The sequence below is a fragment of the Pseudomonas sp. MEJ086 genome, from assembly GCF_030209025.1.
GTDB lineage: Bacteria > Pseudomonadota > Gammaproteobacteria > Pseudomonadales > Pseudomonadaceae > Aquipseudomonas > Aquipseudomonas fulva_A.
In genome coordinates this window covers 1-22,209 of the sequence record NZ_JARVSV010000032.1, presented here as the reverse complement: position 1 = coordinate 22,209, position 22,209 = coordinate 1, and the positions used below count along the sequence as shown (strand labels likewise).

Annotated in this window: 18 protein-coding genes and 1 other RNA gene; 9 read left to right on the top strand and 10 right to left on the bottom strand. The window is 62.2% G+C overall.

All coding sequences use genetic code 11. The features are described 5' to 3' along the window. Nucleotides 1-42: 42 nt before the first annotated feature. Nucleotides 43-2,409, top strand: a complete 2,367-nt coding sequence (gene ligA, locus QRN22_RS20580; RefSeq protein ID WP_042553217.1) for an NAD-dependent DNA ligase LigA — start codon at nucleotides 43-45, stop codon at nucleotides 2,407-2,409. A gap of 258 nt (nucleotides 2,410-2,667) precedes the next feature. Here the strand turns inward: ligA and QRN22_RS20575 are convergent, their stop codons facing one another. Both QRN22_RS20575 and QRN22_RS20570 read right to left on the bottom strand, forming a co-directional pair. Next, entirely contained in the window at nucleotides 2,668-4,377 is a 1,710-nt protein-coding gene (locus tag QRN22_RS20575; protein WP_042553218.1) for an OPT family oligopeptide transporter, read from the bottom strand. Between the two features lie 121 nt (nucleotides 4,378-4,498). After that, nucleotides 4,499-4,777, bottom strand: coding sequence for an HU family DNA-binding protein (locus QRN22_RS20570; RefSeq protein WP_013791713.1), 279 nt, complete (start codon nucleotides 4,775-4,777; stop codon nucleotides 4,499-4,501). A 290-nt stretch (nucleotides 4,778-5,067) separates the two neighbouring features. Here QRN22_RS20570 and QRN22_RS20565 point away from each other — a divergent pair, with 290 nt between their 5' ends. Both QRN22_RS20565 and ffs read left to right on the top strand, forming a co-directional pair. Then, the gene (locus tag QRN22_RS20565) at nucleotides 5,068-6,702 is read left to right on the top strand and encodes a methyl-accepting chemotaxis protein (RefSeq protein ID WP_042553219.1); all 1,635 of its coding nucleotides are present in this window, start codon (nucleotides 5,068-5,070) and stop codon (nucleotides 6,700-6,702) included. Between the two features lie 101 nt (nucleotides 6,703-6,803). Then, nucleotides 6,804-6,900: signal recognition particle sRNA small type (gene ffs / locus QRN22_RS20560), an RNA gene on the top strand. A 184-nt stretch (nucleotides 6,901-7,084) separates the two neighbouring features. Here ffs and QRN22_RS20555 read toward each other — a convergent pair. From QRN22_RS20555 to QRN22_RS20535, 5 genes are all read right to left on the bottom strand, one after another. Next, nucleotides 7,085-8,365 carry an OprD family porin gene (locus QRN22_RS20555; protein WP_042553220.1) on the bottom strand — a complete coding sequence of 427 codons (1,281 nt, stop codon included), beginning with the start codon at nucleotides 8,363-8,365 and terminating at the stop codon, nucleotides 7,085-7,087. A gap of 138 nt (nucleotides 8,366-8,503) precedes the next feature. Next, the gene (locus QRN22_RS20550) at nucleotides 8,504-9,505 is read right to left on the bottom strand and encodes a tripartite tricarboxylate transporter substrate binding protein (protein ID WP_042553221.1); all 1,002 of its coding nucleotides are present in this window, start codon (nucleotides 9,503-9,505) and stop codon (nucleotides 8,504-8,506) included. Between the two features lie 62 nt (nucleotides 9,506-9,567). Next, nucleotides 9,568-11,082, bottom strand: a complete 1,515-nt coding sequence (locus QRN22_RS20545) for a tripartite tricarboxylate transporter permease (RefSeq protein WP_042553222.1) — start codon at nucleotides 11,080-11,082, stop codon at nucleotides 9,568-9,570. Between the two features lie 12 nt (nucleotides 11,083-11,094). Continuing rightward, the gene (locus QRN22_RS20540) at nucleotides 11,095-11,562 is read right to left on the bottom strand and encodes a tripartite tricarboxylate transporter TctB family protein (RefSeq protein WP_042553223.1); all 468 of its coding nucleotides are present in this window, start codon (nucleotides 11,560-11,562) and stop codon (nucleotides 11,095-11,097) included. 50 nt (nucleotides 11,563-11,612) lie between these two features. Continuing rightward, complete coding sequence (locus tag QRN22_RS20535; protein ID WP_156152682.1) at nucleotides 11,613-11,798, bottom strand: hypothetical protein; 186 nt, start codon at nucleotides 11,796-11,798, stop codon at nucleotides 11,613-11,615. Between the two features lie 331 nt (nucleotides 11,799-12,129). Between QRN22_RS20535 and QRN22_RS20530 the strand changes: the two genes are divergently transcribed. From QRN22_RS20530 to QRN22_RS20515, 4 genes are all read left to right on the top strand, one after another. Continuing rightward, nucleotides 12,130-12,903, top strand: coding sequence for an IclR family transcriptional regulator (locus QRN22_RS20530; protein ID WP_042553225.1), 774 nt, complete (start codon nucleotides 12,130-12,132; stop codon nucleotides 12,901-12,903). A gap of 128 nt (nucleotides 12,904-13,031) precedes the next feature. Continuing rightward, on the top strand, nucleotides 13,032-14,081 hold the full coding sequence (locus tag QRN22_RS20525) for a Gfo/Idh/MocA family protein (RefSeq protein WP_082045753.1): 1,050 nt from the start codon (nucleotides 13,032-13,034) through the stop codon (nucleotides 14,079-14,081). 41 nt (nucleotides 14,082-14,122) lie between these two features. Then, entirely contained in the window at nucleotides 14,123-14,956 is an 834-nt protein-coding gene (locus QRN22_RS20520; protein WP_042553226.1) for a sugar phosphate isomerase/epimerase family protein, read from the top strand. 106 nt (nucleotides 14,957-15,062) lie between these two features. Next, nucleotides 15,063-15,944, top strand: a complete 882-nt coding sequence (locus QRN22_RS20515) for a DMT family transporter (protein ID WP_042553227.1) — start codon at nucleotides 15,063-15,065, stop codon at nucleotides 15,942-15,944. Nucleotides 15,945-16,028: 84 nt separating this feature from the next. Here the strand turns inward: QRN22_RS20515 and QRN22_RS20510 are convergent, their stop codons facing one another. After that, complete coding sequence (locus QRN22_RS20510) at nucleotides 16,029-17,405, bottom strand: MFS transporter (RefSeq protein WP_042553228.1); 1,377 nt, start codon at nucleotides 17,403-17,405, stop codon at nucleotides 16,029-16,031. A gap of 586 nt (nucleotides 17,406-17,991) precedes the next feature. Between QRN22_RS20510 and quiC the strand changes: the two genes are divergently transcribed. Both quiC and QRN22_RS20500 read left to right on the top strand, forming a co-directional pair. Next, complete coding sequence (quiC, locus tag QRN22_RS20505) at nucleotides 17,992-19,899, top strand: 3-dehydroshikimate dehydratase QuiC (RefSeq protein WP_042553229.1); 1,908 nt, start codon at nucleotides 17,992-17,994, stop codon at nucleotides 19,897-19,899. A gap of 88 nt (nucleotides 19,900-19,987) precedes the next feature. Next, a complete protein-coding gene (locus QRN22_RS20500) occupies nucleotides 19,988-20,659 on the top strand; it encodes a TetR/AcrR family transcriptional regulator (RefSeq protein ID WP_042553230.1) in 672 nt (223 codons plus the stop codon). A 38-nt stretch (nucleotides 20,660-20,697) separates the two neighbouring features. Here the strand turns inward: QRN22_RS20500 and QRN22_RS20495 are convergent, their stop codons facing one another. Together QRN22_RS20495 and aroQ are read right to left on the bottom strand one after the other, a co-directional pair. Further along, nucleotides 20,698-21,555 carry a shikimate dehydrogenase gene (locus tag QRN22_RS20495; protein ID WP_042553231.1) on the bottom strand — a complete coding sequence of 286 codons (858 nt, stop codon included), beginning with the start codon at nucleotides 21,553-21,555 and terminating at the stop codon, nucleotides 20,698-20,700. A 7-nt stretch (nucleotides 21,556-21,562) separates the two neighbouring features. Then, nucleotides 21,563-22,003 (bottom strand): type II 3-dehydroquinate dehydratase, encoded by a 441-nt coding sequence (gene aroQ, locus QRN22_RS20490; RefSeq protein WP_042553232.1) that lies wholly within the window; start codon nucleotides 22,001-22,003, stop codon nucleotides 21,563-21,565. Between the last annotated feature and the right edge of the window lie 206 nt (nucleotides 22,004-22,209).

The window sequence follows — 22,209 nt, the reverse complement described above, 5'->3', positions numbered from 1 at the left end:
TTCATTTCTGTGTTGCCGTCGTACCTTGTCGAGAACTACCCCATGAAAGACTCCGCCCAACGCATCCTCGAACTGCGCACCGAACTGGATGTGCACAACTACCGCTATTACGTGCTCGACGAGCCGAGCGTGCCGGATGCCGAGTACGATCGACTGTTCCGCGAGCTGCAAGCGCTCGAAACCGAGCACCCGGAGCTGGTGACACCCGATTCGCCAACCCAGCGGGTGGGTGGCGAGGCGCTCAGCGCCTTCGGTGAAGTGCGTCATGAGGTGCCGATGCTCAGCCTTGGCAACGCCTTCGAAGAAGATGACCTGCGCGCGTTCGACCGCAGTGTGCAGAGCGGTCTCGGTTTGCAGGGCGGCGATCTGTTCGGTGGTGGTGTGGACGTCGAATACAGCTGCGAGCCCAAGCTCGACGGCCTGGCGGTGAGCCTGCTGTATCGCGATGGCAAGCTGGTGCGTGGTGCTACCCGGGGGGACGGCACCACCGGTGAAGACATCAGCGTCAACGTGCGCACCATCCGCAATGTTCCGCTCAAGTTGCAGGGCAGCGGCTGGCCGGATGTGTTGGAAGTGCGGGGGGAAGTGTTCATGTCCCGCGCCGGTTTCGAGCGGCTCAATGCCAGCCAGGCCGAGATCGGTGGCAAGACCTTCGCCAACCCTCGCAACGCGGCGGCTGGCAGCCTGCGTCAGCTGGACTCGAAGATCACCGCCAGCCGTCCGCTGGAGTTCTGCTGCTATGGGCTCGGCCAGCACAGCGCCGAACCGGCTACCACCCAGGTCGGCATGCTGCAACGTCTGAAGAGCTGGGGCATTCCCATCAGCCCCGAGTTGAAACTGGCCAAAGGTGTCGAAGACTGCCTGGCCTATTACCGCGATATCGGCGAGCGGCGCATGGGCCTGGCCTATGACATCGACGGCGTGGTGTTCAAGGTCAACAACATCGAGGACCAGCAGCAACTGGGCTTTCGCGCACGCACGCCGCACTGGGCCATCGCTCACAAGTTTCCCGCCATGGAAGAGCTGACCGAGTTGCTCGACGTGGAATTCCAGGTTGGCCGCACCGGTGCCGTGACGCCCGTCGCCCGTCTCAAGCCGGTCAAGGTGGCCGGGGTGACGGTGTCCAACGCGACGCTGCACAACATGGATGAGGTAGCGCGCCTCGGCGTGATGATCGGCGACACCGTGATCATCCGCCGCGCGGGGGACGTGATCCCGCAGGTCATGCAGGTCGTCACTGATCGTCGTCCCGAGGACGCCCGCCCGGTCGCCGTGCCTGAGCAATGCCCCGTGTGTGGCTCGGCGGTGGAGCGTACCCAGTTGATCAAGCGCAGCAAGGGCCGCGAAACGGTCAGCGAGGGCGCGGTGTATCGCTGCGTCGGGCGCCTGGCCTGCGCGGCTCAGCTCAAGCAGGCGATCATTCATTTCGTTTCGCGTCGCGCCATGGACATCGAAGGCCTGGGCGAGAAAAGCGTCGAGCAATTGGTGGACGAAGGCCTGGTAGGCTCGCCCGCCGATCTCTACACCCTGCAGTTCGAACAGATCGTCGGCCTCGAAGGCTTCGCGGAGGTCTCCAGCCGCAAGCTGCTCGATGCCATTGCCGACAGTAAGCGACCCGCCCTGGCACGCTTCATCTATGCGCTGGGCATTCCCGATGTCGGCGAGGAGACGGCCAAGGTGCTGGCGCGTTCCCTGGGCTCTCTGGAGCGGGTTACCCAGGCGCTACCCGAGGTGCTGACCTACCTGCCTGATGTCGGTCTGGAGGTCGCCCACGAGATTCACAGCTTCTTCGAGGACGCGCACAACCAGACCGTCATCGAGCACCTTCTCGAGCGTGGCCTGGAACTGCAGGATCAGGGCGAGCTGTCCGCCGAGTTCGCGGCCAGCACGACACTGGGCGGGCTGCTCGACAAGCTGAACATCCCCTTCGTTGCAGTGACCGGCGCGAAGAACCTGGCGGAGCGCTTCAAGAGCCTCGACGGCGTGATCGCTGCCGACTGGCTCGACCTGAGTGCCATGAAAGGGCTCAACGAAAAGGCCAAGCAATCGGTGCGGGAGTTCTTCTCCAACGCTGAAAATGTCGAGCGGGCACGGGCCATCGAAGCGCAACTGCGTGATTTTGGCATGCACTGGGAATGCGAGAAAAAGGTGGTCGAAGGCCTGCCGCTGGCCGGTCAGACCTGGGTGCTCACCGGCAGCCTGGAAGTGATGAGCCGCGATATCGCCAAGGACAAGCTCGAAGCCCTGGGCGCCAAGGTCGCCGGCTCGGTATCGGCGAAGACCACCTGCGTGGTCGCCGGCCCCGGCGCCGGCTCGAAGCTGGCCAAGGCTAACGAGCTGAACGTTGCCGTGCTCGATGAGCAGACCTTCATCGCCAGGTTGGCGGATTACGGCATCGGCACCGAGTAAGGGCTTCATGCCCCGTAGGAGCCACGACCCCCGCGGCGAATGACTCGGGCAATCTCGATAGCGAGATATATCCGCCATTCGCCCCGGGGGCGGAGCTCCTGCAAACGCGCTGCATGGCGCCGCGACCGTGTAGGAGCCGGCGTGCCGGCGAATGGCGGGCATGCCTCGGTTCTGCGTGATGAGCGCAATCGTTCTGGCCCGCAGCGGGCTCCTACGGTGTATGGCTTGTTTGCGAGCCGGCTCGCCCGGTATCGAGCCTCAGCCGCCCGCGAACATCATCCAGAACGATGTGCCAACACCGACGACGCTTTCCCCGGCCACCAAGCCTGCCGCTGCGGCGATGGTGAAGCGCTCGCCCAAGCTCCGCCAGCGGGACTGGATTACCCAGGCGAGCAGGGCGCCCAGCGCCATCATCAGCGAGATGGAGGCGGGGATGATGAACGCCAGACCGAATGCCGCCGAGCTCGGCAGCAGGCGGGCGAAGGTCGATTGCACGGGCAGGCTGGCTTCCAGGATGCCGAACAGCACGCCGCTGAGTGCGCCGACCAGCATGGCCCAGCGGACGCTACTGTCGATCGAATCCAGGCCATAGCCCAGCACTTCGGCCACCGCTTTCCAGGTGGCCACGGCCGGGGCGGGCCATTGCTCGGTAATCAGCATGGCCTGGGGGTCGGGAATCAGAATCTGATAGACCAGCACGCCGACGATGCTGCCGACGAAGATGCCCAGGCACTGGGCGACCAACTGGTTGTAGGGCTTGGCACCGATGGCATGGCCGACCCGGAAGTCATTGAGCAGATCGGTGCATTGCCCGGCAGCCCCTCCCGCGGTGTTGGCGGCCATCAGGTTGACCCCAACCTGCCCGGGAGCGATGAGGCCGAAGGTCAGCTGGGACAACTGGCCCGTGGCGCCAATCGGTGGAATACCCGTGGCGCCTACCACCCGCGCCGCCATGCAGGCGAGCGCGACCGCCAGCGGGACGCTGAGCAGAGCCATCAGCGGGTCGATATCGAACAGCAGCACCTGCAGGATGACCACCAGTAGCGATGCCAGCCCGAGCATGGCCAAAGGCAGCGTTGCCGGTGCGTGCCTGTTGCGATCGGGCGTCGCCTTGGCCAGGCGGCGGCTGACCCGGTAACGCACCGCCAGGGAAGTGAGCGTGGCGCACACCAGCAATGTCACGCCGGGCCACAGCAGCCACTCCACCAACGGGCCGAATTGCGGGCCGCTGGCGTCTGCTGCAATCGGCACCAGGCCGCTGCCGAGCAGCCAGGGTGCCAGCCCTCCCCAGGCGATCAGTGCCCCGAGTAGCAGGGAAAGGCCGACGCGAATACCGATGATCCCGCCAAAACCGATCAGCAGAGGAGAGGGGTCGAGACTGAAGGTGAGCCGCTCGAGACTCGCCGAGGGCGACCAGCGCGGCAGTGCCAGGAGGGTATCGGTCCACTTGACCAGGCCGCCGAGCAGGGCTGCCGCGCCCAGCACGTAGAGACGCTGCAGTGCGTCACGGCCGTGGTTGTAGACCTGCTGCATGGTTTCCAGCGTGGCGACCGCCTCGGGAAAGCGCAACCGCGTGTCCTCGACCATGCTGCGGCGCAGGTACCAGGCCACCCAGATACCCAGAAAGCTCACCGAGAACACCCAGGCCACCAACGGCAGGGTCGGCAGTTGCTGGCCGGTCAGCAGGGTATAGGCCGGTATCGGAGCGACCAAGCCACCGGAGATGATCGAGGCGGCAGCCGATGCCGTGGTCTGATTGATGTTGCTTTCGCGCATGCTCCAGGCGGTGCCCAGGCGCCAGCGCACCAGGCTCTGCCAGATCCCGTAACTGACCAGCAGGGCGATGATCGACATGTTGAACGACCAGCCGATCTTCAGGCCGGAATAGATATTCGATGGCGTCAGCAAGGCGCCGAGCAGCACACCTGAAAACAGTGCGCGGAAGGTGAGTTCGCGGTCGGCGGGCATGGCGAACCTGCATCTGACGGATGTCGTCGTTTGAGGCGACAGGTCGGCTTGGGTTCAGTCTTATCGAGAGGGGCGTGCAGCGGGGATGCAGCGGGGCGCCTGGCGACGCCCCGCCGATGGATCAGTTGACCGCGTCGGTCAGGGCCTTGGCCGGTACGAATTTCACTACTTTCTTGGCTGCGATTTCGATGGCTTTGCCAGTCTGCGGGTTGCGACCGGTGCGGGCCGGGCGCTCGCTGACCTTCAGTTTGCCGATACCTGGCAGGGTGATTTCACCACCATTTTCCAAGGCGTCGCTGACGATCTCGCTGAGTTGGTCGAGCGCCGCACGGACGGTGGTCTTCGGCGTGTCGATGGCTTCTGCGATGTCACCGATCAATTGGTCTTTGGTAATGGCCATGTGGTTGCTCCTTGGGGATGAAAAGGTGTGGCATCGATTGATGCCCGTGAAACATAGGTAATCGACCAGCCCGTGGGCCTGGCCGATCAGGCCTCATTGTGACCCACCTGCTCTCGGTAAATTCCCGTGGCAGTGCTCAATTACGGGCATCGGCCGCAGTTTTTCCATTTATCCGGCCTTTCCCGAAGAGCGAGGACGATGATGGCTGTGTGCCTGCGCATGATGACGGATTGCGGCTATGCTGCTGGAAACGAGGTGCCAGAACCATTCACAGGTGTTCGGGGGTTGCCATGCCGCGCTTGCTCGCTGATCTCGGGTTTCGTTCGAAGATCGCTCTGCCGATCGTCTTTCTGGCTCTGTTGCTGTTGCTGATGGGCGCACTGGGCATGTGGGGCATTGCTCAGGTGGTCGACTCCAGCAATCGCCTGACGCACCGCTACCTGCCGGGTGTCAGCCTACTGCTCAACGCCGATCGTGACCTCTACCAGGCGCTGGTCGCCGAACGCAGTCTGCTGGGCGAGGTCTCCGTGGAGCATGTCGCTGACCTTCGCAAGTCACAGGTGGACAACGTCAAGCAGGCCGCCGACCGGGTCAAGGCCTATGCGCAGATGCAGCCAGGCGACGAGGCGCTGCGATTGGTCTCGGACTTCGAGCGCGCCTTCTCCAGCTGGGAGCGCACCGCCGCGCAAGTCGTGCAACTGGCTGCTACCGATCCCGCTGCCGCGTCGCGCCTCAGTTTCGGTGACGGCGAGGCGCAGTTCGATGCCATGCGTGATGTGATCGACAAGCTCGGTGAGCTGGAGGATAAGGCCGCCAACGGGCTGGGCGTTGCCGCCATTGCCCATGGTGAGCGCCTGGCCTGGCAGCAGGGTGCGGTGGTGGTTTGTGGCCTGCTGGTCTGCCTGTTGCTGATCCTCGGATTTCCTGCGCTGGTGACCCGACCGCTGCATCGGCTGCTTACCCGTATCGAGCAACTGGCCGATGGTGATGGTGATCTTCGGGTGCGCCTGGAGGTGACCTCACGTGATGAACTGGGGCGCCTGAGTCAGGCGTTCAACCGCTTTCTCGACAAACTGCAGCCGCTGATCAGCGAGGTGGGCCGTGTTACCGGTGAAGTCGCGAGCTCCGCGCAGAGCCTGGCTGGAATGGCGAGTGCCAATGACCGGCTGATCAACAGCGAACATGCGGCGGTGGATCAGGTCAGCACGGCAGCTACCGAGATGAGCGCAGCGGTCCATGAGGTGGCGCGCAGTGCTCAGGGGGCCGCTGACGCGGTACGCAATGCAGAAACCCAGTCCCGTGACGGCGCGCGGGTGGTCGGGGCGACCATCCAGTCGATTCGGCAGCTGGCGCTCGAGGTGGAAAGTGCCTCGGACAGCATCCAGTCGCTCGAGCAGGACGCAGGCAAGATCGGTGAGGTGTTGGCGGTGATCCGTGGCATCGCCGAACAGACCAACCTGCTGGCCCTCAATGCCGCCATCGAAGCGGCGCGTGCCGGCGAGCAGGGTCGCGGCTTCGCGGTGGTTGCTGACGAGGTTCGGGCCCTGGCCGCTCGTACCCAGGAGTCCACCAAGGACATTCAGGACATGATTCAGCGTTTGCAGGGCGGTGTGCAGAATGCCGTCAAAGCCACCCACGCAGGCAGCGTCAAGGCGCGCGAAAGCGTTGAACAGGCTGCCGGTGTCGATCAGGCACTGAGCGATACCGGCGATTCGCTGCAGCGCATCAACGACATGGCCGCACAGATCGCCACGGCCTGCGAGGAGCAGAGCAGCGTTACCGAAGAAATCGCCCGCAACATCAGCGATATTCGCGAGCTTTCCAACGAGGCGGCGCACACCTCGCAACAGAGCACCGCGGCCAGCCAGCGCCTGTCGGAGCTGTCCACCGACCTCGCCCGGCTGGTGGGACGCTTTCGAGTCTGATGGCTAAGGTGCACGCTAAGTGCTTGAAGCAGTTGTAAGTTCGGCGCAAGCCGGTACAATGGCGCCGGCTCACTGCAAGGTGAGCAGCGTTATGGTGGCCCTGCCGGTCCCCCCGCAACGATTACCCGTGAACCTGGTCAGATCCGGAAGGAAGCAGCCACAGCGGGAACATTGTGTGCCGGGGTGTGGCTGGTAGGGTCGCCTCCATTCCAAGGCCCACTCGGGTCGTATCTTCGCCTGTTTTCTCGACGCTCGGCACATGCCGCAGCGGCGTTTTCGTGTGTCCGTCACTTCGATCTCCATGCACCAGCAGCCGCGGCAGCCAAAAAAAGCCCGTCACGAAGACGGGCTGAAGGGTGACACTGGATGAGTGGTGTAAGCGTTACAGGATCGACAGCGGATAGTTGAAGATCAGGCGGTTCTCGTGGAGATCCTGGCCGACGTCACGGCGTACGTCGGAGTTACGCCAGCGCACGCTGAGGTTCTTCAGGGTGCCGTCCTGAATGGTATAGGCCAGCTCGGATTCGCGGCCCCACTCTTCGCCATCCTTGCGGCCGTCGGCGGTGTGGATGCTGTCACCGCTGACATAGCGGTTCATCAGGGTCAGGCCCGGGATGCCAACACCCGCGAAGTTGAAGTCATGGCGTACCTGCCAGGAGCGCTCGTTCGGGGCGTCATAGCTGTTGGTGAAACCGTCGTTGACCAGGGTGCCGCCGCTGGTGCCGTCGACGCGCATGAACTTGGTGGAACCGTTGAGCTTCTGGTACGCCACGGTAAAGGTGTTGCTGCCGGTCTTCGCGGAGAAACTGCCCTGATAGACCTTGTTGTCCAGGCGGCCGGCTTTGGCCGCACCTTCGTCCTTGCCGTCGATGTAGCCGAGGTTGGCACCGAGAACCCAGTCACCTACCGGCTGGCTATGGGTCAGTTGCAGGTAGCTCTGTTGGTAGATGTCTTCCAGACGCGCGTGCCAGACACCGACCATGGTGTTGTTGCCGTTGAACTTGAATTCACCGCCACCGAAGTTGAAATCATCGCCTTTGATGTTGTTGTAGGTGAGGTCTTCGCGGCTGGCGTCGTTACGCTGGCTGTTCTTCCAGAACTGACCGCCGTAAAGGGTCAGGCCATCGATTTCGCTGGAGGTCAGCTGCGCACCCTGGAAGGTTTGCGGCAGGGAGCGACCGTCGTCCGCACGTAGGATCGGCAACACGGCGAACCATTCACCGACCTTCAGCTCGGTCTTCGACAGGCGGGCCTTGGCAGCCACGGCGGTGCGGCCGAAGTCGTCAGCGGCCTGGCCGTCACCATGGATCGGCATCAGCTGGGTGTTGGCGGCACCGCGATTACCGTCCAGCTTGATGCTGTACAGGCCCAGTACGTCGAGACCTACGCCGATGGTGCCGGCGGTGTAGCCGGAGCGGGCATCGAGAATGAAGCTCTGGGTCCAGCCTTCGGCCTGACCCTGACGCTCGCCGCGGATTACCGGGTCGGTGCCGTTGAGGTAGTTGCGGTTGAAGTAGTAGTTGCGCAGGCCGAGGCTGACCTTGGCATCTTCAACGAAGCCTTCGGCGTGGGCGCTCATTGGCAGGGCCAGGGAAACACCCAGCGCCAGCAGCGAGGGGGCCAGCAACAAGGGGCTGCGCACAGCGGTTGCGATCAGAGTCATGACTGTTTTTCCTGTTATCAGGACGCACTTGTCCTGCCGCCTGGGCGGAATTGTTTTCTGTCATCGATTGTTTGGAGATCGCCTGTGCAGGCGCTCCGGTGCTGCAAGGCTGGGCAGGTTGCCTGCCCAGCCAATCCATCAAGGTTGCGCAATACCGACGCTGTCAGGCGAGATTTCGATGGCCTTGGCCTTGTACATCGACCAGGCGGTAACCGACTGCCAGCGCTTGAGGAACTGCTCGGCCTCGGCGCCGTTGAGGTTCAGGCTCTGCGCACCGTAGTTCTTCAGGAAGCCCTGGAACTCTTCATTGGCAACGGCCTTGGCATAGGCTTCGACCAGTTTCTGCTTGATGTCGTCCGGCGTGTCCTTGTGCACGAAGGCGCCCCAGAACGGGCCCCACGGCAGGTACTCGCCAATGTCCGGCAGGGCTTTGGTGATCGGTTCAACGCCGGGCAGTTCGGGCACCTCTTCGGCAGCCAGTACGGCCAGCGCCTTGAGTTTGCCGGAGCGCACCAGTTCCTGGGCGGCGGCCAGGCTCAGTGGCATGAAGTCGATGTGCTTGCCCATCAGCGCGGTGATGCCGGGGCCGTCGCCACCGAAGGTCACTTCACGGACCTTCAATTCACCAACGGCGTTGACCATGGCATGTACGGTGCTTGGCAGGCCGCCGGCGCCGGTGGAACCCATGCGCAGGGTGTCCGGTTTTTCCTTGGCCGCAGCCAGCAGGTCGGCCATGGAGTTGAACGGGCTGTCGGCGTTGGTGGCGATCACCACGACGTTCTGGCCAATGATGTTGACTGGGTAGAAGTCGCTGTAGTCGAACTTGGCCAGGCCCAGTACCGGGTACAGCTGCGGGTTTTCGGCGCCCAGCAGCAGGGTGTAGCCGGTGGGTTTCTGCTGCAGCACGTAGCTGCTGCCGATCACCGCTGTGCCACCGGGACGGTTGTTGAGGATCAGCTTGGTGCCCAGTTCCTTCTCGACATAGGGCGCCAGGCTGCGCATCACGTTGTCGGTGGCGCCGCCGGCACCCCAGGGAATCACCGCCTGAATGCTGCGTTCCGGATAATCGGCGTGGGCGGGCAGGGCGAGCGTCAGGGCACTAAGGGAAAATGCGACGCCGGTAAGTAGTTGCTTGAGCATGTGGGAGACTCTCCATTGGTTGTTTTTATATATCCGTTTCCGGGCATGCGTGACGCGGTGTATCAAGGTTGAACCGATGCGGCCTTGCGCTTGCGCTTGAGCCAGCCGAACAGTGGGGTGTTGCTCAGTAGTACCAGCACCAGGGCGCTGGAAAGAATCAGCGACAGCGGACTGCTGACCATTTCGCCCAGCAGCTCGACGGGGTTGTCGCCGACCGACGCCATGGCCTGGCGGTAGGAGCTGTCCATCAGCGGGCCGAGAATGACGCCGAGAATGATCGGCCCCATCTGGAAACCGAAGGCCTTGAGGAAATAGCCGAGCAGGCCGAAGCCAAGCATCCAGTACACCTCGGTCATGCTGCTGTTCAGCGAGTAGGAACCGACGGTGCAAAGCACGAGGATCAGGGGGATCAGCACGGCCTTGGGCAGTTCCACGACCTTGGCGAACAACTTGATGCCCATCAGACCGAAGATCAGCAGGAAGATGTTGGCCAGTGCCAGGTTGCCGACGGTGAACCAGAAGATGTGCGGGTTCTCCACCATCAGCATCGGGCCGGGGTTGAGACCGTGGATGACCAGCGCGCCGATGATCACCGCAGTGACCGCGTCGCCTGGCATGCCCAGTGTCAGCATCGGCACGTAGGCGCTACCCACCGCGGCGCTGTTGGCGGTTTCCGGTGCCACCAGGCCCTCGTAGGCGCCCTCGCCGAAGGGTCGGGTCGGGTTCTTGACCGTACGCTTGGCATGGTCGTAGGCGAGCAGGGCAGCGATCTCGCCGCCGACCCCCGGCAGCACGCCAACCAGTACGCCGATCACCGAGGTGCGCAGCGACAGCGGCAGGAACTTGATCACCATCGCCAGCGACGGGATGATCTTGTCGACCTTCTGTTTCACCGCCTGGGTGCTGAGGTTGTGAAGCTGGAAGAGGGCCTCCGCCACGCCGAACAGGCCGATCATCACCACCACGTAGTGGATGCCGCCCATCAACTCCATCTGGCCCATGGTGAAGCGTCCTTCGGCGGTGACCGGGTCCATGCCGACCATGCCGATGACCGCACCCAGCGCGACCGCGAAGATGCCCTTGGCGAGGCTGCCGTCGGCCAGGCTGCCGACCAGCATCAGGCCGATGGCGGCGATCAGGAAGTAATCGCGTGGGGCGAATTTCAGCGCCAGGTCACCCAGAATCGGCGCGGCGCAGGCCAGGACCACGGTGCCGACCAGCCCACCGATTACCGACATCACCGTGCTCAGGCCAATCGCCCGGCCCGCCTCGCCCAGCTTCGCCAGCGGGTAGCCGTCGAACGAGGTGGCCACGGAGGATGGCCCACCGGGAATGTTCAGCAGGATCGCGCTGCGTGCGCCGCCGTAAACGCCACCGATGAAGATGCCGACGATCAGCGCCAGGGCGTCGTTCACATCCCAGGAGAAGGTGAAGGACACCAGGATGGATACCGCCATGGTCACCGAAAGACCGGGAATGGCGCCGATGTAGATGCCGGCGAAGGTGCCGAGCGCCGTGAGCATCAGGAGGTTGGGATCCATCCAGGCCATCAGCAGGTAAGAAAAGGTATCGCTCATGGAAGTCTCGTCTCAGGGCAGGTAGACGCTGAACGCCAGGGTGAACAGAAGATAGATGGCCAGCACCGAGATGCCGCTGGCGAGCAGTGCCGAGAGCACCTTGCCGCGCCGCAGGTAGACGATGGAGAGCATCAGGAACACGAAGGTGCTGACGTAGAAGCTTGCCCACTGGATCACTGCCAGATAAGCCACGCAAAGCAGGGTGAAAACGACGATGTGGCGGGGGAAATGCGCGTGACTGAAACGTTTCGCCGACGCTACCCAGCCTTCTCCGTGGGTGGGTTTGCCGCGCATTTCGTAGAGCACGCGCAAGGCGGCGATCAGCAGTACCGTGCTGGCGCCAAGGGGAAATGCGCCTGGCGAGCTGATCGAGGAGAAGCCGGAAATCAGGTAGGCCTGATAGAGCACGGCGATACTGAAAATCACCAGCAGCACGCAGAATGTGCGCTCACCCACCGGTATTTTTTTCGATGTAGTCATAGGTCACTCCAGAAGCAGTCCATGCTGCCCACGTTGGGGACGTACCTCGATCAGGTACGCGCGTCGTCATGACGGTGCCGCACGGCGTCTGCCCGTGAAGGCATGGCGGGCGCGAGCAGGCAGATAGCGGCGGGAGAGAGCGATGACCAGTCTTCGTTGGCGGAAGTGGCGAGGGCGCGGATGGCCCGGAGGGTCATCTGCTTTGCGCGGGCAAAGGCAATGTAGAGCTGTGGCATGGATGGCGACCTTTTTATATTTATAGGTTCAGCTGCAGAGCTTTTTCCGAAGTTCGCAGGCTTGAAGTGCGGAACCTCGATGAACATGGATCGAATACTGTGCGGTGATCCCGAGTAATTCAATTCGTCAGACGTGTTCTCGTTCGGTAACCGAACAAGAACGAACCAGTTAGTACAAATTCGGCGCTTCGATTATGGCCCGTGTTGCGCGGCTCGGCCAACCCCTGAACCTGTATGAGGGCATTACCAGCCCCCGAGGCGAATTTGCGGTGGTTCCGCATGCACGAGATTGTCTTTTAGAATCGCGCAACAATTATCGAGAGGCAGGACCATGGCCGGTAGCCAGATAGAAAGGGCGTTGAACCTGCTGGAGAGCCTGGCGGGCGCCGGTGACGTGCCGATGCAGACGCTGGCCGAGCAGTTGCAGATTCCCAAGAGCGCCACTCACCGCATGCTCAGCGAACTGGTCCGTCTGGGCTACGTGCGCCAGGACGCGCACAGCAGCCGCTATCGGTTGTCGACCAAGCTGGTTGCCGTGGGTTTCCGCTACCTGGCCAGCAACGGCGCGGACATCGTGCAGCCGGTTCTCGACCGCCTGGCTCGGGAAAGTGGCGAGCTGGTGCGCCTGGGCGTGATCGAGGGCGAACGGCAGACCTGGATCGCCAAATCTCAGGGCGCTCGCTCCGGTCTGCGCTATGACCCGGACATGGGGCGTGATGCACCGCTGCGCTATACGGCCTCTGGCCACGCCTGGCTGGCGAGCTTGAGCGACCAGGAGGCGCTGGCGCTGGTGGCAAGCCAGCAGATAGCCGAGAGCGATGAGTTCGGGCCCAATGCCCCCCACGATGATCAGCAGTTGCGCGCCTACCTTCGCCAGGCCAGGGCCAGGGGTTATGCCGCTGTGGTAGAGACATCCTCGGTCGGCACCTGTGCCTTGGCCGCGGTGATCACCCATCCTCGCCACGGCGGTGTCATCGGTGTGCTGAGCATTGCCGGACCGAGCGCGCGCATGCCGGCCGAGCGTATGGAGGAACTGGCCCCTTGCCTGATCGAATCCGCTGCGGAGCTTTCCGCCGCCAGCCAGGCGTCAGGCCTGTTCGTTTGAGCATTCAGCGATAGCGTTCGATTAACGCCCGGTGAATGAGACCGTGATTGATTAATTGTGGAACCGAGTTCTAAATTATTTCGGTGGGCGTCAGGCTTGCCCAAAATAATCAGAAAAGGACTCGCGTATTGAAACCGCCATTGCGCATTGCTCTGATCGGCGCCGGTATCATGGGCCGGCAACATCTCCATCATCTGCGCCAACTGCCCGAGGCGGTTCTCTGCGCGATCGTCGACCCTGGGCCCCAGGCGGCGCAGTTGGCGGAGGAATTCGAGGTACCTTGTTTCAGCGACCTGCAAACCCTGTTCGACAGGCGTCTGGCCCAGGCGGTGATCGTCGCCAATCCCAACGCGGCCCACGTGCCGACCGCCTTGCGCTGCATTGACGCCGGTTTGCCAGTGCTGCTGGAAAAACCGGTCGGCGTCCATCTGGACGAGGTGCGTGAGTTGGTGGCGGCCGTCGAGCGTAGCGGCGTACCGGTTCTGGTCGGCCATCATCGCCGCCACAATCCGTTGATCAGCAAAGCCCGCCAGTTGTTGCAGGACGGTGCGCTGGGGCGTCTGACCACGGTGACGGCACTGTGGCAGTTGCAGAAACCGGACAGCTACTACGAGGTCGCCTGGCGCCGCGAGCCCGGTGCGGGAATGCTGCTGACCAACCTGATCCACGACCTCGATCTGTTGCGCCATCTCTGTGGTGAGGTGGAGCAGGTGCAGGCCATTACCAGCAGCGCGGTGCGTGGTTTCGCCAATGAAGACAGCGCGGCGGTGATCCTGCGCTTCGCCAATGGCGCGCTGGGTAGCCTGACCGGCTCCGATGCAGTGGCTGCGCCGTGGAGCTGGGAGCTCACCGCAGGCGAAAATCCGGTTTACCCGCGGCAGCCTGATCAGCCGTGCTATCTGCTCGCAGGGACTGCTGGAGCACTGAGCATCCCGCAGCTCAAGCATTGGTCATATGCCACTCCCGGCGCGGGCTGGCACGAACCGTTGGAGGTTCGGAATCAGCTTTTCGACGTCGACGAGGCGCTACGTCGACAACTGGCGCATTTCATTGCCGTTGCCCGCCGTGAGGAGCCACCGTTGGTGAGCGCTGCCGATGCCGGTCGCACCCTGGCGCTTTACGAAGCCATCTGCCGGGCCGCTTGCGATGCCAGTGCTTGCACGCCCGAACGCTTCTGAGCGCTTTTCAGATCATGCGGTGCGCCGCCGAGAGAACGTCCATGAACAGCAACGAACGCATCCTTTCCCTGGCCAGCCTAACCGTCCTGGAGCTGTCTCCGCCGAAGATGGTCGAGGTGGCCGCGCGCACCGGATACAGCCATGTCGGGCTGCGCTTGATCCCGGCGACCGAGGAGGAACATCACTTCCCGCTGATCGCCGACCTCGAGCTGCGCAGGCAGACCCTCAAGCGCCTGCGTGATACCGATATGCGGGTGCTGGATATCGAGATTCTGCGCTTGAAGCCGCAAACTCGTTGCAGCGATTTCGAGGCGGTGCTCGAAGCTGGTGGCGAGTTCGGCGCGAGCGAGGTTCTGGTGGCGGGCAACGACCCAGACGAAGCACGGTTGACCGACAACTTCGCCGAGCTGTGCGACCGTGCAGCGCCCTACGGCCTGCACCCCCATCTGGAGTTCATGCCCTGGACGGACGTCGCCAATCTGCAGCAGGCAGTGCGCATCATGCAGCACGCCGGGCGTGCCAATGGCTGCGTGCTGGTAGACGCCTTTCATTTCGACCGTTCGGCCTCGCGCCTGGACGATCTGCAGCGAGTGGAACCATCGCGCCTGCGTTATGCCCAACTGTGCGATGTAGCCGGCCCGCGGCCCGATGACATGGCGGAAATTCTGCGCCAGGCACGCCATGAGCGACGCTTTCCCGGTGAAGGTGATTGTGACTTGGCAGGGCTGTTGCGCTGTCTACCGGCCACTGTTCCCTTGAGTCTGGAAATTCCTACCCGGCATTTGCTGGAGCAGGGTGTCAGTGCCGAGCAGCGGGCCAGGGCTGCTATCGACAAGACGCGGGCGTTGCTGGCACGGCTGCACGGCAACCCGTAGTCCATACTGGAGCGGCGCCGCTACAGGCTGTTGATCGAGATCAGGCTGAGCTAATAGTTAGTCAGCTACCGAATATGATGATGTCTGCTGAATCACGAGAGTTCGCATGAGTACCCCGAGTTCGCTGTCAGGCGTCAACCATCCGCTCAAGGGCATCGGCCTGGTGGTGTTGGCGACCTTTCTGTTCGCCAGCCATGACGCGCTGTCGAAATACATGTCCGGCATCTATCCGGTGATCATGGTGGTCTGGGCGCGCTATGTCGTGCACACACTGCTGATGGCCGGCATCTTCCTGCCGCAATCCGGCCTGCGTGTGCTGCGCAGCAAGCGTCCTGGCCTGCAGGCGCTGCGGGCAATCTGTCTATTGGGCTGCAGCCTGTTCTTCACCACCGGGTTGCTGTACATCCCGTTGGCCGAGGCGACGGCGGTCAACTTTCTCGCTCCGCTGTTGGTCACCGCGCTTTCGGTGCCGCTGCTCAATGAACGGGTCACTCGTGGACAGTGGGCTGCGGTGCTGGTCGGCTTCTGTGGCGTGCTGATCATCGTCCACCCGGGGGGCGAACTGTTCACGCCGGCGATTTTGCTGCCGCTCTGTTCGGCGACCTGTTTCGCGGCCTATCAGTTGCTGACGCGCATGGTCAGCCAGTACGACACACCGACCACCAGCAACTTTTTCACCGGTCTGCTCAACACCCTGATAATGAGCTGCCTGGTGCCGTTCTTCTGGCAATTGCCGGAATGGCGGCATTTACCACTGATGCTGGCGCTCGGGGCCTGTGGCATGTTCGCTCATCTCATGCTGACCAAGGCCTTTCGTCACGCAGCCCCGGCACTGCTCGCGCCGTTCGGCTACTGTCAGATCGTCTTCGCGGGTCTGCTGGGCCTGGTGATTTTTGGTCATGATCCGGAGACCAGCGCCAAGGTCGGGATCGCCATCATTTGCCTGAGCGGCCTGGCCGCCGCCTACCAACAGCGCCGCAAGCGCTGATCGGACGGTGCCGCTGGTATTCGGGTACCCATGAAATGAAAGAAGGCCCTTACGGGCCTTCTTGTTTTGCACGGGTCAGTCGACTCAGTGGTTGTTGTCGTTGAAGCTGTTCTTGCGTGCAGCTTCGTACTCGTCCTTGTCCATCGGCTTGGCACCCGGCTTGCCCAGATCGGCCATCGGGATCCGATGGGTTTCCGGGGCGATGAAGGCGGCGATGGCGCACAGGCAGGTGATGCCGAATGCCAGGCTACCGATCAGCAGCGGAATGTTGTCCGAACCGGGCGGTGCGAGCAGGGCGAACACCGCTGGCAGCATGGCGGTCAGCATGGTGCCGATGTTCTGGGCGATGGCCATGGCCGACACGCGGTAGCGAGTCTGGAACAGCTCCGGGTAGAAGCTTGGGAATACCGCGTTGTAGCCCTGATACACCACGCCCCACATGAGCAGCGACATGACGAATGCCAGCGGCACGTTGCTGATGCTGATGGCGTACAGGTAGCCGAAGGCCAGCAGACCCGAGCCCAGTGCGCCAGTCATGATGGTCGGACGGCGGCCGATCTTGTCGGAGAGGTTGCCGACGAAGGGGATGACCAGCACCGCGACGATGTTGCCTACCACCGGGATCCACAGATACACGCTCTTGTCGAAGCCGATCCCATAGGCAGGTTGCACTGCGTAAGCCGCGCCAAAAATGGTAGCCACTACAGGGATGACGTTCATCAGCGACATGACCATGACCAGGAACATGGTTCTCCAGCTGGTGCTGAACGCTTCGGAGATCGGCGACTTGGCAATCTTCTGCTTGTTCTCTTCGTTGACGAAGGCCGGGGTTTCATGGACTTCGCGGCGGATGATGAAGCCTGCCAGCAGTACAAAGGCGCTGAGCAGGAACGGGATACGCCAGCCCCAGTCGTTGAAGGCCTCGGTCGGCATGAAGTAAGCCAGCGGCAGGAAGACGGCAGCGGCAAGTACCTGGCCAGCCTGTACACCCTGCAGGGTGAAGCTGGCATAGAAACCTCGTCGCCCGAAAGGCGCATGTTCGAGGATCATCGAACTGGCCCCCGAGATTTCACCGGCAACGGCAAACCCCTGGATCAGACGCAGTACCACCAGCATGGCCGGAGCCAGGAAGCCGATGTCGTGGTAGGTCGGCAGCAGGCCTACGGCCATGGTCGAAATGCCCATCAGGAACATGCACAGCAGCAGCACGTTCTTGCGGCCACGGGTATCACCCCAGTGACCCAGGACGAAGGCACCGACCGGGCGCGCCAGGTAACCCACGCCATAAGTGGCCAGTGAGGCGACGATGGCCATTTTCGGGTCGGTGTTGGGGAAGAAGATCTGCGGGAAGATCAGTGCCGCTGCCTGGGCGTAGATGAAAAAGTCGTAATACTCCAGAGCGGAGCCGACCCAGCCGCTGGCAGTAGCTTTCTTGGCTTGTGAACGTGAGGGGTTAGCCATCATTGTCTCCGTTATTTTTAGAGCCCTGAACGAGTCAGCAGCATGTGTTCGAGTCGAGCGCCGGCATGCGCGGACCGGCCCTTTTGGGGCGTCAGGTCAATCACTGTCGGGTTTGATCGAGCGGAGCTTCGCGAGTCAGGGTAGGGCGCGCGGAGTCGCAACTGACCGGGTTGGGGTCAGAAAGCGTGCGAATGGTATGCGGGTATTCGGGGACTGGGAAGTGAGCATGGTATGTACTCGTTTTCTTGAAATTGTTATGGACCGTGCTAGGCCGTCTGTGGGTCTGACCTTCGAGGCATCAGTTGTCCGCAGTGGGGACCATGGTCAGGGAGAAATGAGAGCTTGGTCAATTCGATAAACGGCCTTATGTTCGATAAACGCACAGAATACTAACCGGTTCGTACACTTTGAATTGCCGCCTCCCGCGTGCGCGCGAATAATCGCCGCAGCCCCCGAGAAATCGAGCTGCTGGCTGATTGAACGGCTGTCAGGCAATGGTCCGAAGACCTTGTCGACTACGCTTGCTGGAGCTTGGCCGAGGTCATCATGCGATCCGCAGAGATCGTTATCTACAAGGAGCTGAAGTATGCATCGCTCGATTGCCACCGTCTCCCTGAGCGGAACCCTGCCGGAAAAACTCGAAGCCGTGGCGGCCGCGGGTTTCGATGGTGTGGAGATATTCGAGAACGACCTGCTGTACTACGCGGGTAGCCCGCGCGACATTCGCAAGATGTGCGCCGATCTGGGCATCGCCATTACGCTGTTCCAGCCATTTCGCGATTTCGAAGGCTGCCGTCGGGATCGCCTGCAGCGCAACCTCGACCGCGCCGAGCGCAAGTTCGATCTGATGCAGGAGCTCGGTACCGATCTGGTGCTGGTCTGCAGCAACGTTGCGGCCGACTCGCTCGGCGATGAAGACATTCTGGTCGACGATCTGCGTCTGCTGGGCGAGCGTGCTGGTGCACGGGGCCTGCGTATCGGTTACGAGGCACTGGCCTGGGGGCGCCACGTCAATACCTACCAGCAGGTGTGGAATCTGGTGCGCCAGGCGGACCACCCTGCGGTCGGCGTCATTCTCGACAGCTTCCACACCCTGTCGCTGAAAGGTGACCCTGCGGCGATCGCCGATATCCCCGGCGACAAGATCTTCTTCGTGCAGATGGCCGATGCGCCGATCCTGGCGATGGACGTGCTGGAGTGGAGTCGCCATTTCCGTTGCTTCCCCGGCCAGGGTGAATTCGACCTGCCGGGCTTTCTCGCGCCGATCATTCGCACCGGCTACAACGGGCCGCTGTCTCTGGAAATCTTCAACGACGGTTTCCGCGCGGCGCCGCCGCGTGCCAACGCGGTGGATGGGCTGCGCTCGCTGCTGTATCTGGAGGAGAAAACCCGTCAGCTTCTGGCAGCCGACGCACAGGCACCGAATCTCGACATGCTGTTCTCCACGCCGCCAGCCAGTCGCTATCACGGCGTCGAGTTCCTGGAGTTCGCGGTCGACGAAGCGGCGGGTGCCAAGCTGTCGGGGTGGCTCGAGCGACTGGGCTTCGCCAGGGCCGGTGAACACCGTTCCAAGGACGTCAGTCTGCTGCGCCAGGGCGACATCAACATCGTCCTCAATGCCGAACCGTATTCCTTCGCCCACGGGTTCTTCGAAGCTCATGGCCCATCGCTGTGTGCCACGGCCCTGAAGGTCAAGGATGGTGCTTCGGCGCTGCAGCGCGCTCGGGATTACCGCGGGCATCCTTATCGCGGGTTGGTCGGGCCGAACGAGCGGGAAATTCCGGCGATGCGTGCTCCCGATGGCAGTCTGATCTATCTGGTCGACGAAGCCGAGGCGGGGCAGAGCATCTACGACACCGATTTCAAGCTCGACCCGAGTGCGGTGCAAACCGGTAGCCTGCAGCGCATCGACCATATGGCACTGGCACTGCCAGCCGACAACCTGGACAGCTGGGTGCTGTTCTACAAGAGTCTGCTGGACTTCGAAGCCGATGACGAAGTGGTCTTGCCCGATCCTTACGGCCTGGTGAAAAGTCGTGCACTGCGTAGCCGTTGCAGCTCGGTGCGCCTGCCGCTGAACATTTCCGAGAACCGCAACACGGCCATCGCTCATGCACTTTCCAGCTATCGCGGTTCGGGCGTGCATCACATCGCGTTCTCCTGCGAAGACATCTTCAAGGAGGTGGCGCGGGCCAAGGAGGCCGGCGTTCCCCTGCTGGACATACCGCTCAATTACTACGACGATCTGGCCGCACGTTTCGATTTCGACGACGAGTTCCTCAGTGAACTGGCCTACTACAACGTGCTCTACGATCGTGACGCTCAGGGTGGTGAGTTGTTCCACGTGTACACCGAGGCATTCGAGGAGCGCTTCTTCTTCGAAATCATTCAGCGCAAGAATGGCTATGTCGGCTATGGAGCCGCCAACGTCGCCGTCCGCCTAGCGGCGATGGCCAAATCGCGCAGCGGTGCCGTGCGTCAGGCGAAGCTCTGACCTGCATGTTCCAGCGGGTATCGGCTATAGCCATACCCGCCCTCAGGGTGCAGGATGAACAATAAGAAAGGCCATGATGAGTACCTCTATGACCGTTACCCTTGAGCCTGCGGCCGAAGAACTGGCCACGGCGACCCGCAAGCCGCGCAAGAACAACCCGGAAAAGACCCGGGAGAACATCCTGCAGGCCGCCATCACCGAGTTCGTACAGCAGGGCCTGTCAGGTGCGCGCGTCGACGCCATCGCCGAACGCACCGCAACGTCCAAACGCATGATCTACTACTACTTTGGCAGCAAGGAGCAGCTATACGTCGAAGTGCTCTGCAAGCTGTATGGCGATATCCGCAGCACGGAACGACGCCTGCATCTCGATGAGCTGTCGCCACCGGATGCGATTCGCCGGTTGGTCGAGTTCACCTTCGATCACCATGATCGCAATTCGGACTTCGTACGCATCGTCAGCATCGAGAACATCCACTACGGCGAGTACGTCAAGCAGTCACCGGAAATCCGCCGGATGAGCAACGTGGTGCTGTTGACGCTGGGCGAAACGCTCAAGCGTGGAGAGAAGGAGGGCGTGTTTCGCGAAGGGCTGGATACCCTGGACGTGCACATGCTGATCAGCTCGTTCTGCTTCTATCGGGTATCCAACCGGCATACGTTCGGGGAAATCTTCCAGATCGATCTGCCGGACGAGCAGGTCAAGCTTCGCCACAAGCGCATGATTTGCGAAGCGGTGCTGCGCTACGTCACTCGCTGAGCTCAGGCCGACCACCACCGATGGCCGGCCTGCAACCATCAACTGTTCATGCTGTGGAAGTGATCGAGCATGCGTTGCGCGTCCGCCTCAACGCCACTGAACAGCTCGAATGCTTTCACCGCCTGGAATACTGCCATGTTGCCGCCGTCCAGCGTCCTGCAGCCAATGGCCCTGGCTTCACGGAGCAGCTCCGTTTCCAACGGGAAGTAGACGATCTCCGCGACCCACAGCGCCGGGCGCAACAGCGCCTTGGGAATCGGCATGCCCGGTAGCTTGGCCATGCCCATGGGGGTGGTGTTGACCAGGCCGTCGGCGTTTGCCACTGCCGCGGCCAGATCGCTGCCAGCCTGAGCGCGTGATGAGCCGAAGTGCTTGTTGAGATTGTCGGCCAGCGCCTGCGCCCGTTCGAGCTCCACGTCGAAAATGGTCAGTTGCCCGACGCCTTCGCTCAATAGAGCGTGAGCCACTGCCGCGCCAGCGCCGCCAGCGCCCATCTGTACGACCTGGGCGCGTTCCACGTCTCCGAGGCCGCGTCGGAAACCTTCCGAAAAACCAAGGCAGTCAGTGTTGTGGCCGATTCGTTTGCCATCTTTGAAGACAACGGTATTCACCGCGCCAATTCCCCGGGCCTCGTCGGACAGTTCGTCGAGCAGGGGAATGATCGCCTGCTTGCACGGGAAGGTGATGTTGAGCCCGGTAAAACTCATGTGCTCGGCTGCGCTCAGCAGATCGGGGAGGGCGCTGCTGTCGAGGCGCAATTGATCCAGATCGATCAGCCTATATAAGTAGCGAATGCCCTGCGCATCACCTTCGTGTTCATGCATGGCGGGTGTACGGGATGCCTGGATGCCTGCACCGATGAGGCCGGCGAGGATGCTCGGTGTATGGGTGGTCATGGGTGCATCATCCTTTAATGAGTTGGCTGAAGTGTTGCAGCGCTGCGCGATAGCCGCCGCTACCCAGTCCGCAGATCACACCGAGCGCGATCGGTGATACGAAGGAGTGATGGCGGAAGGCTTCACGTTTGTGCACGTTGGAGAGATGCACCTCTATTACCGGCAGCTCGCTGGCGACCAATGCATCGCGGATGGCAACCGACGTGTGGGTCCAGGCTGCAGGATTGATCACGATACCTGCGCAGCGTCCGCGCGCCTTGTGAATCCAGTCGATGAGTTCGGCTTCGTGGTTGGTTTGGCGGAACTCTGTGGCCAGGCCGAGGGGTTCGGCTGTCTCGGCGCAAAGGCGGGATATGTCGGCCAGAGTTTCGTGCCCATAGGTTTCGGGTTCACGGGTGCCGAGCATGTTCAGGTTCGGGCCGTTGAGGATAAGGACGATGGGAGCCATGCTGCTTCCTGTTGTTATTGTCGGATAGCTGAATAAAGCTGCATTCAAAATGTACCAACCAGTTAATTTGGTCAATCGTGCGGCGAAAAGGACCAGGACAAAGCGTTCGATTATCGCGCCTTGGACAAAAGCGTAGAAAAGCGCAAATAACCCCTTGACCTGATTTCGTGGGGGCCTATAATGCGCACCACTTCCGGCGCGGCCTG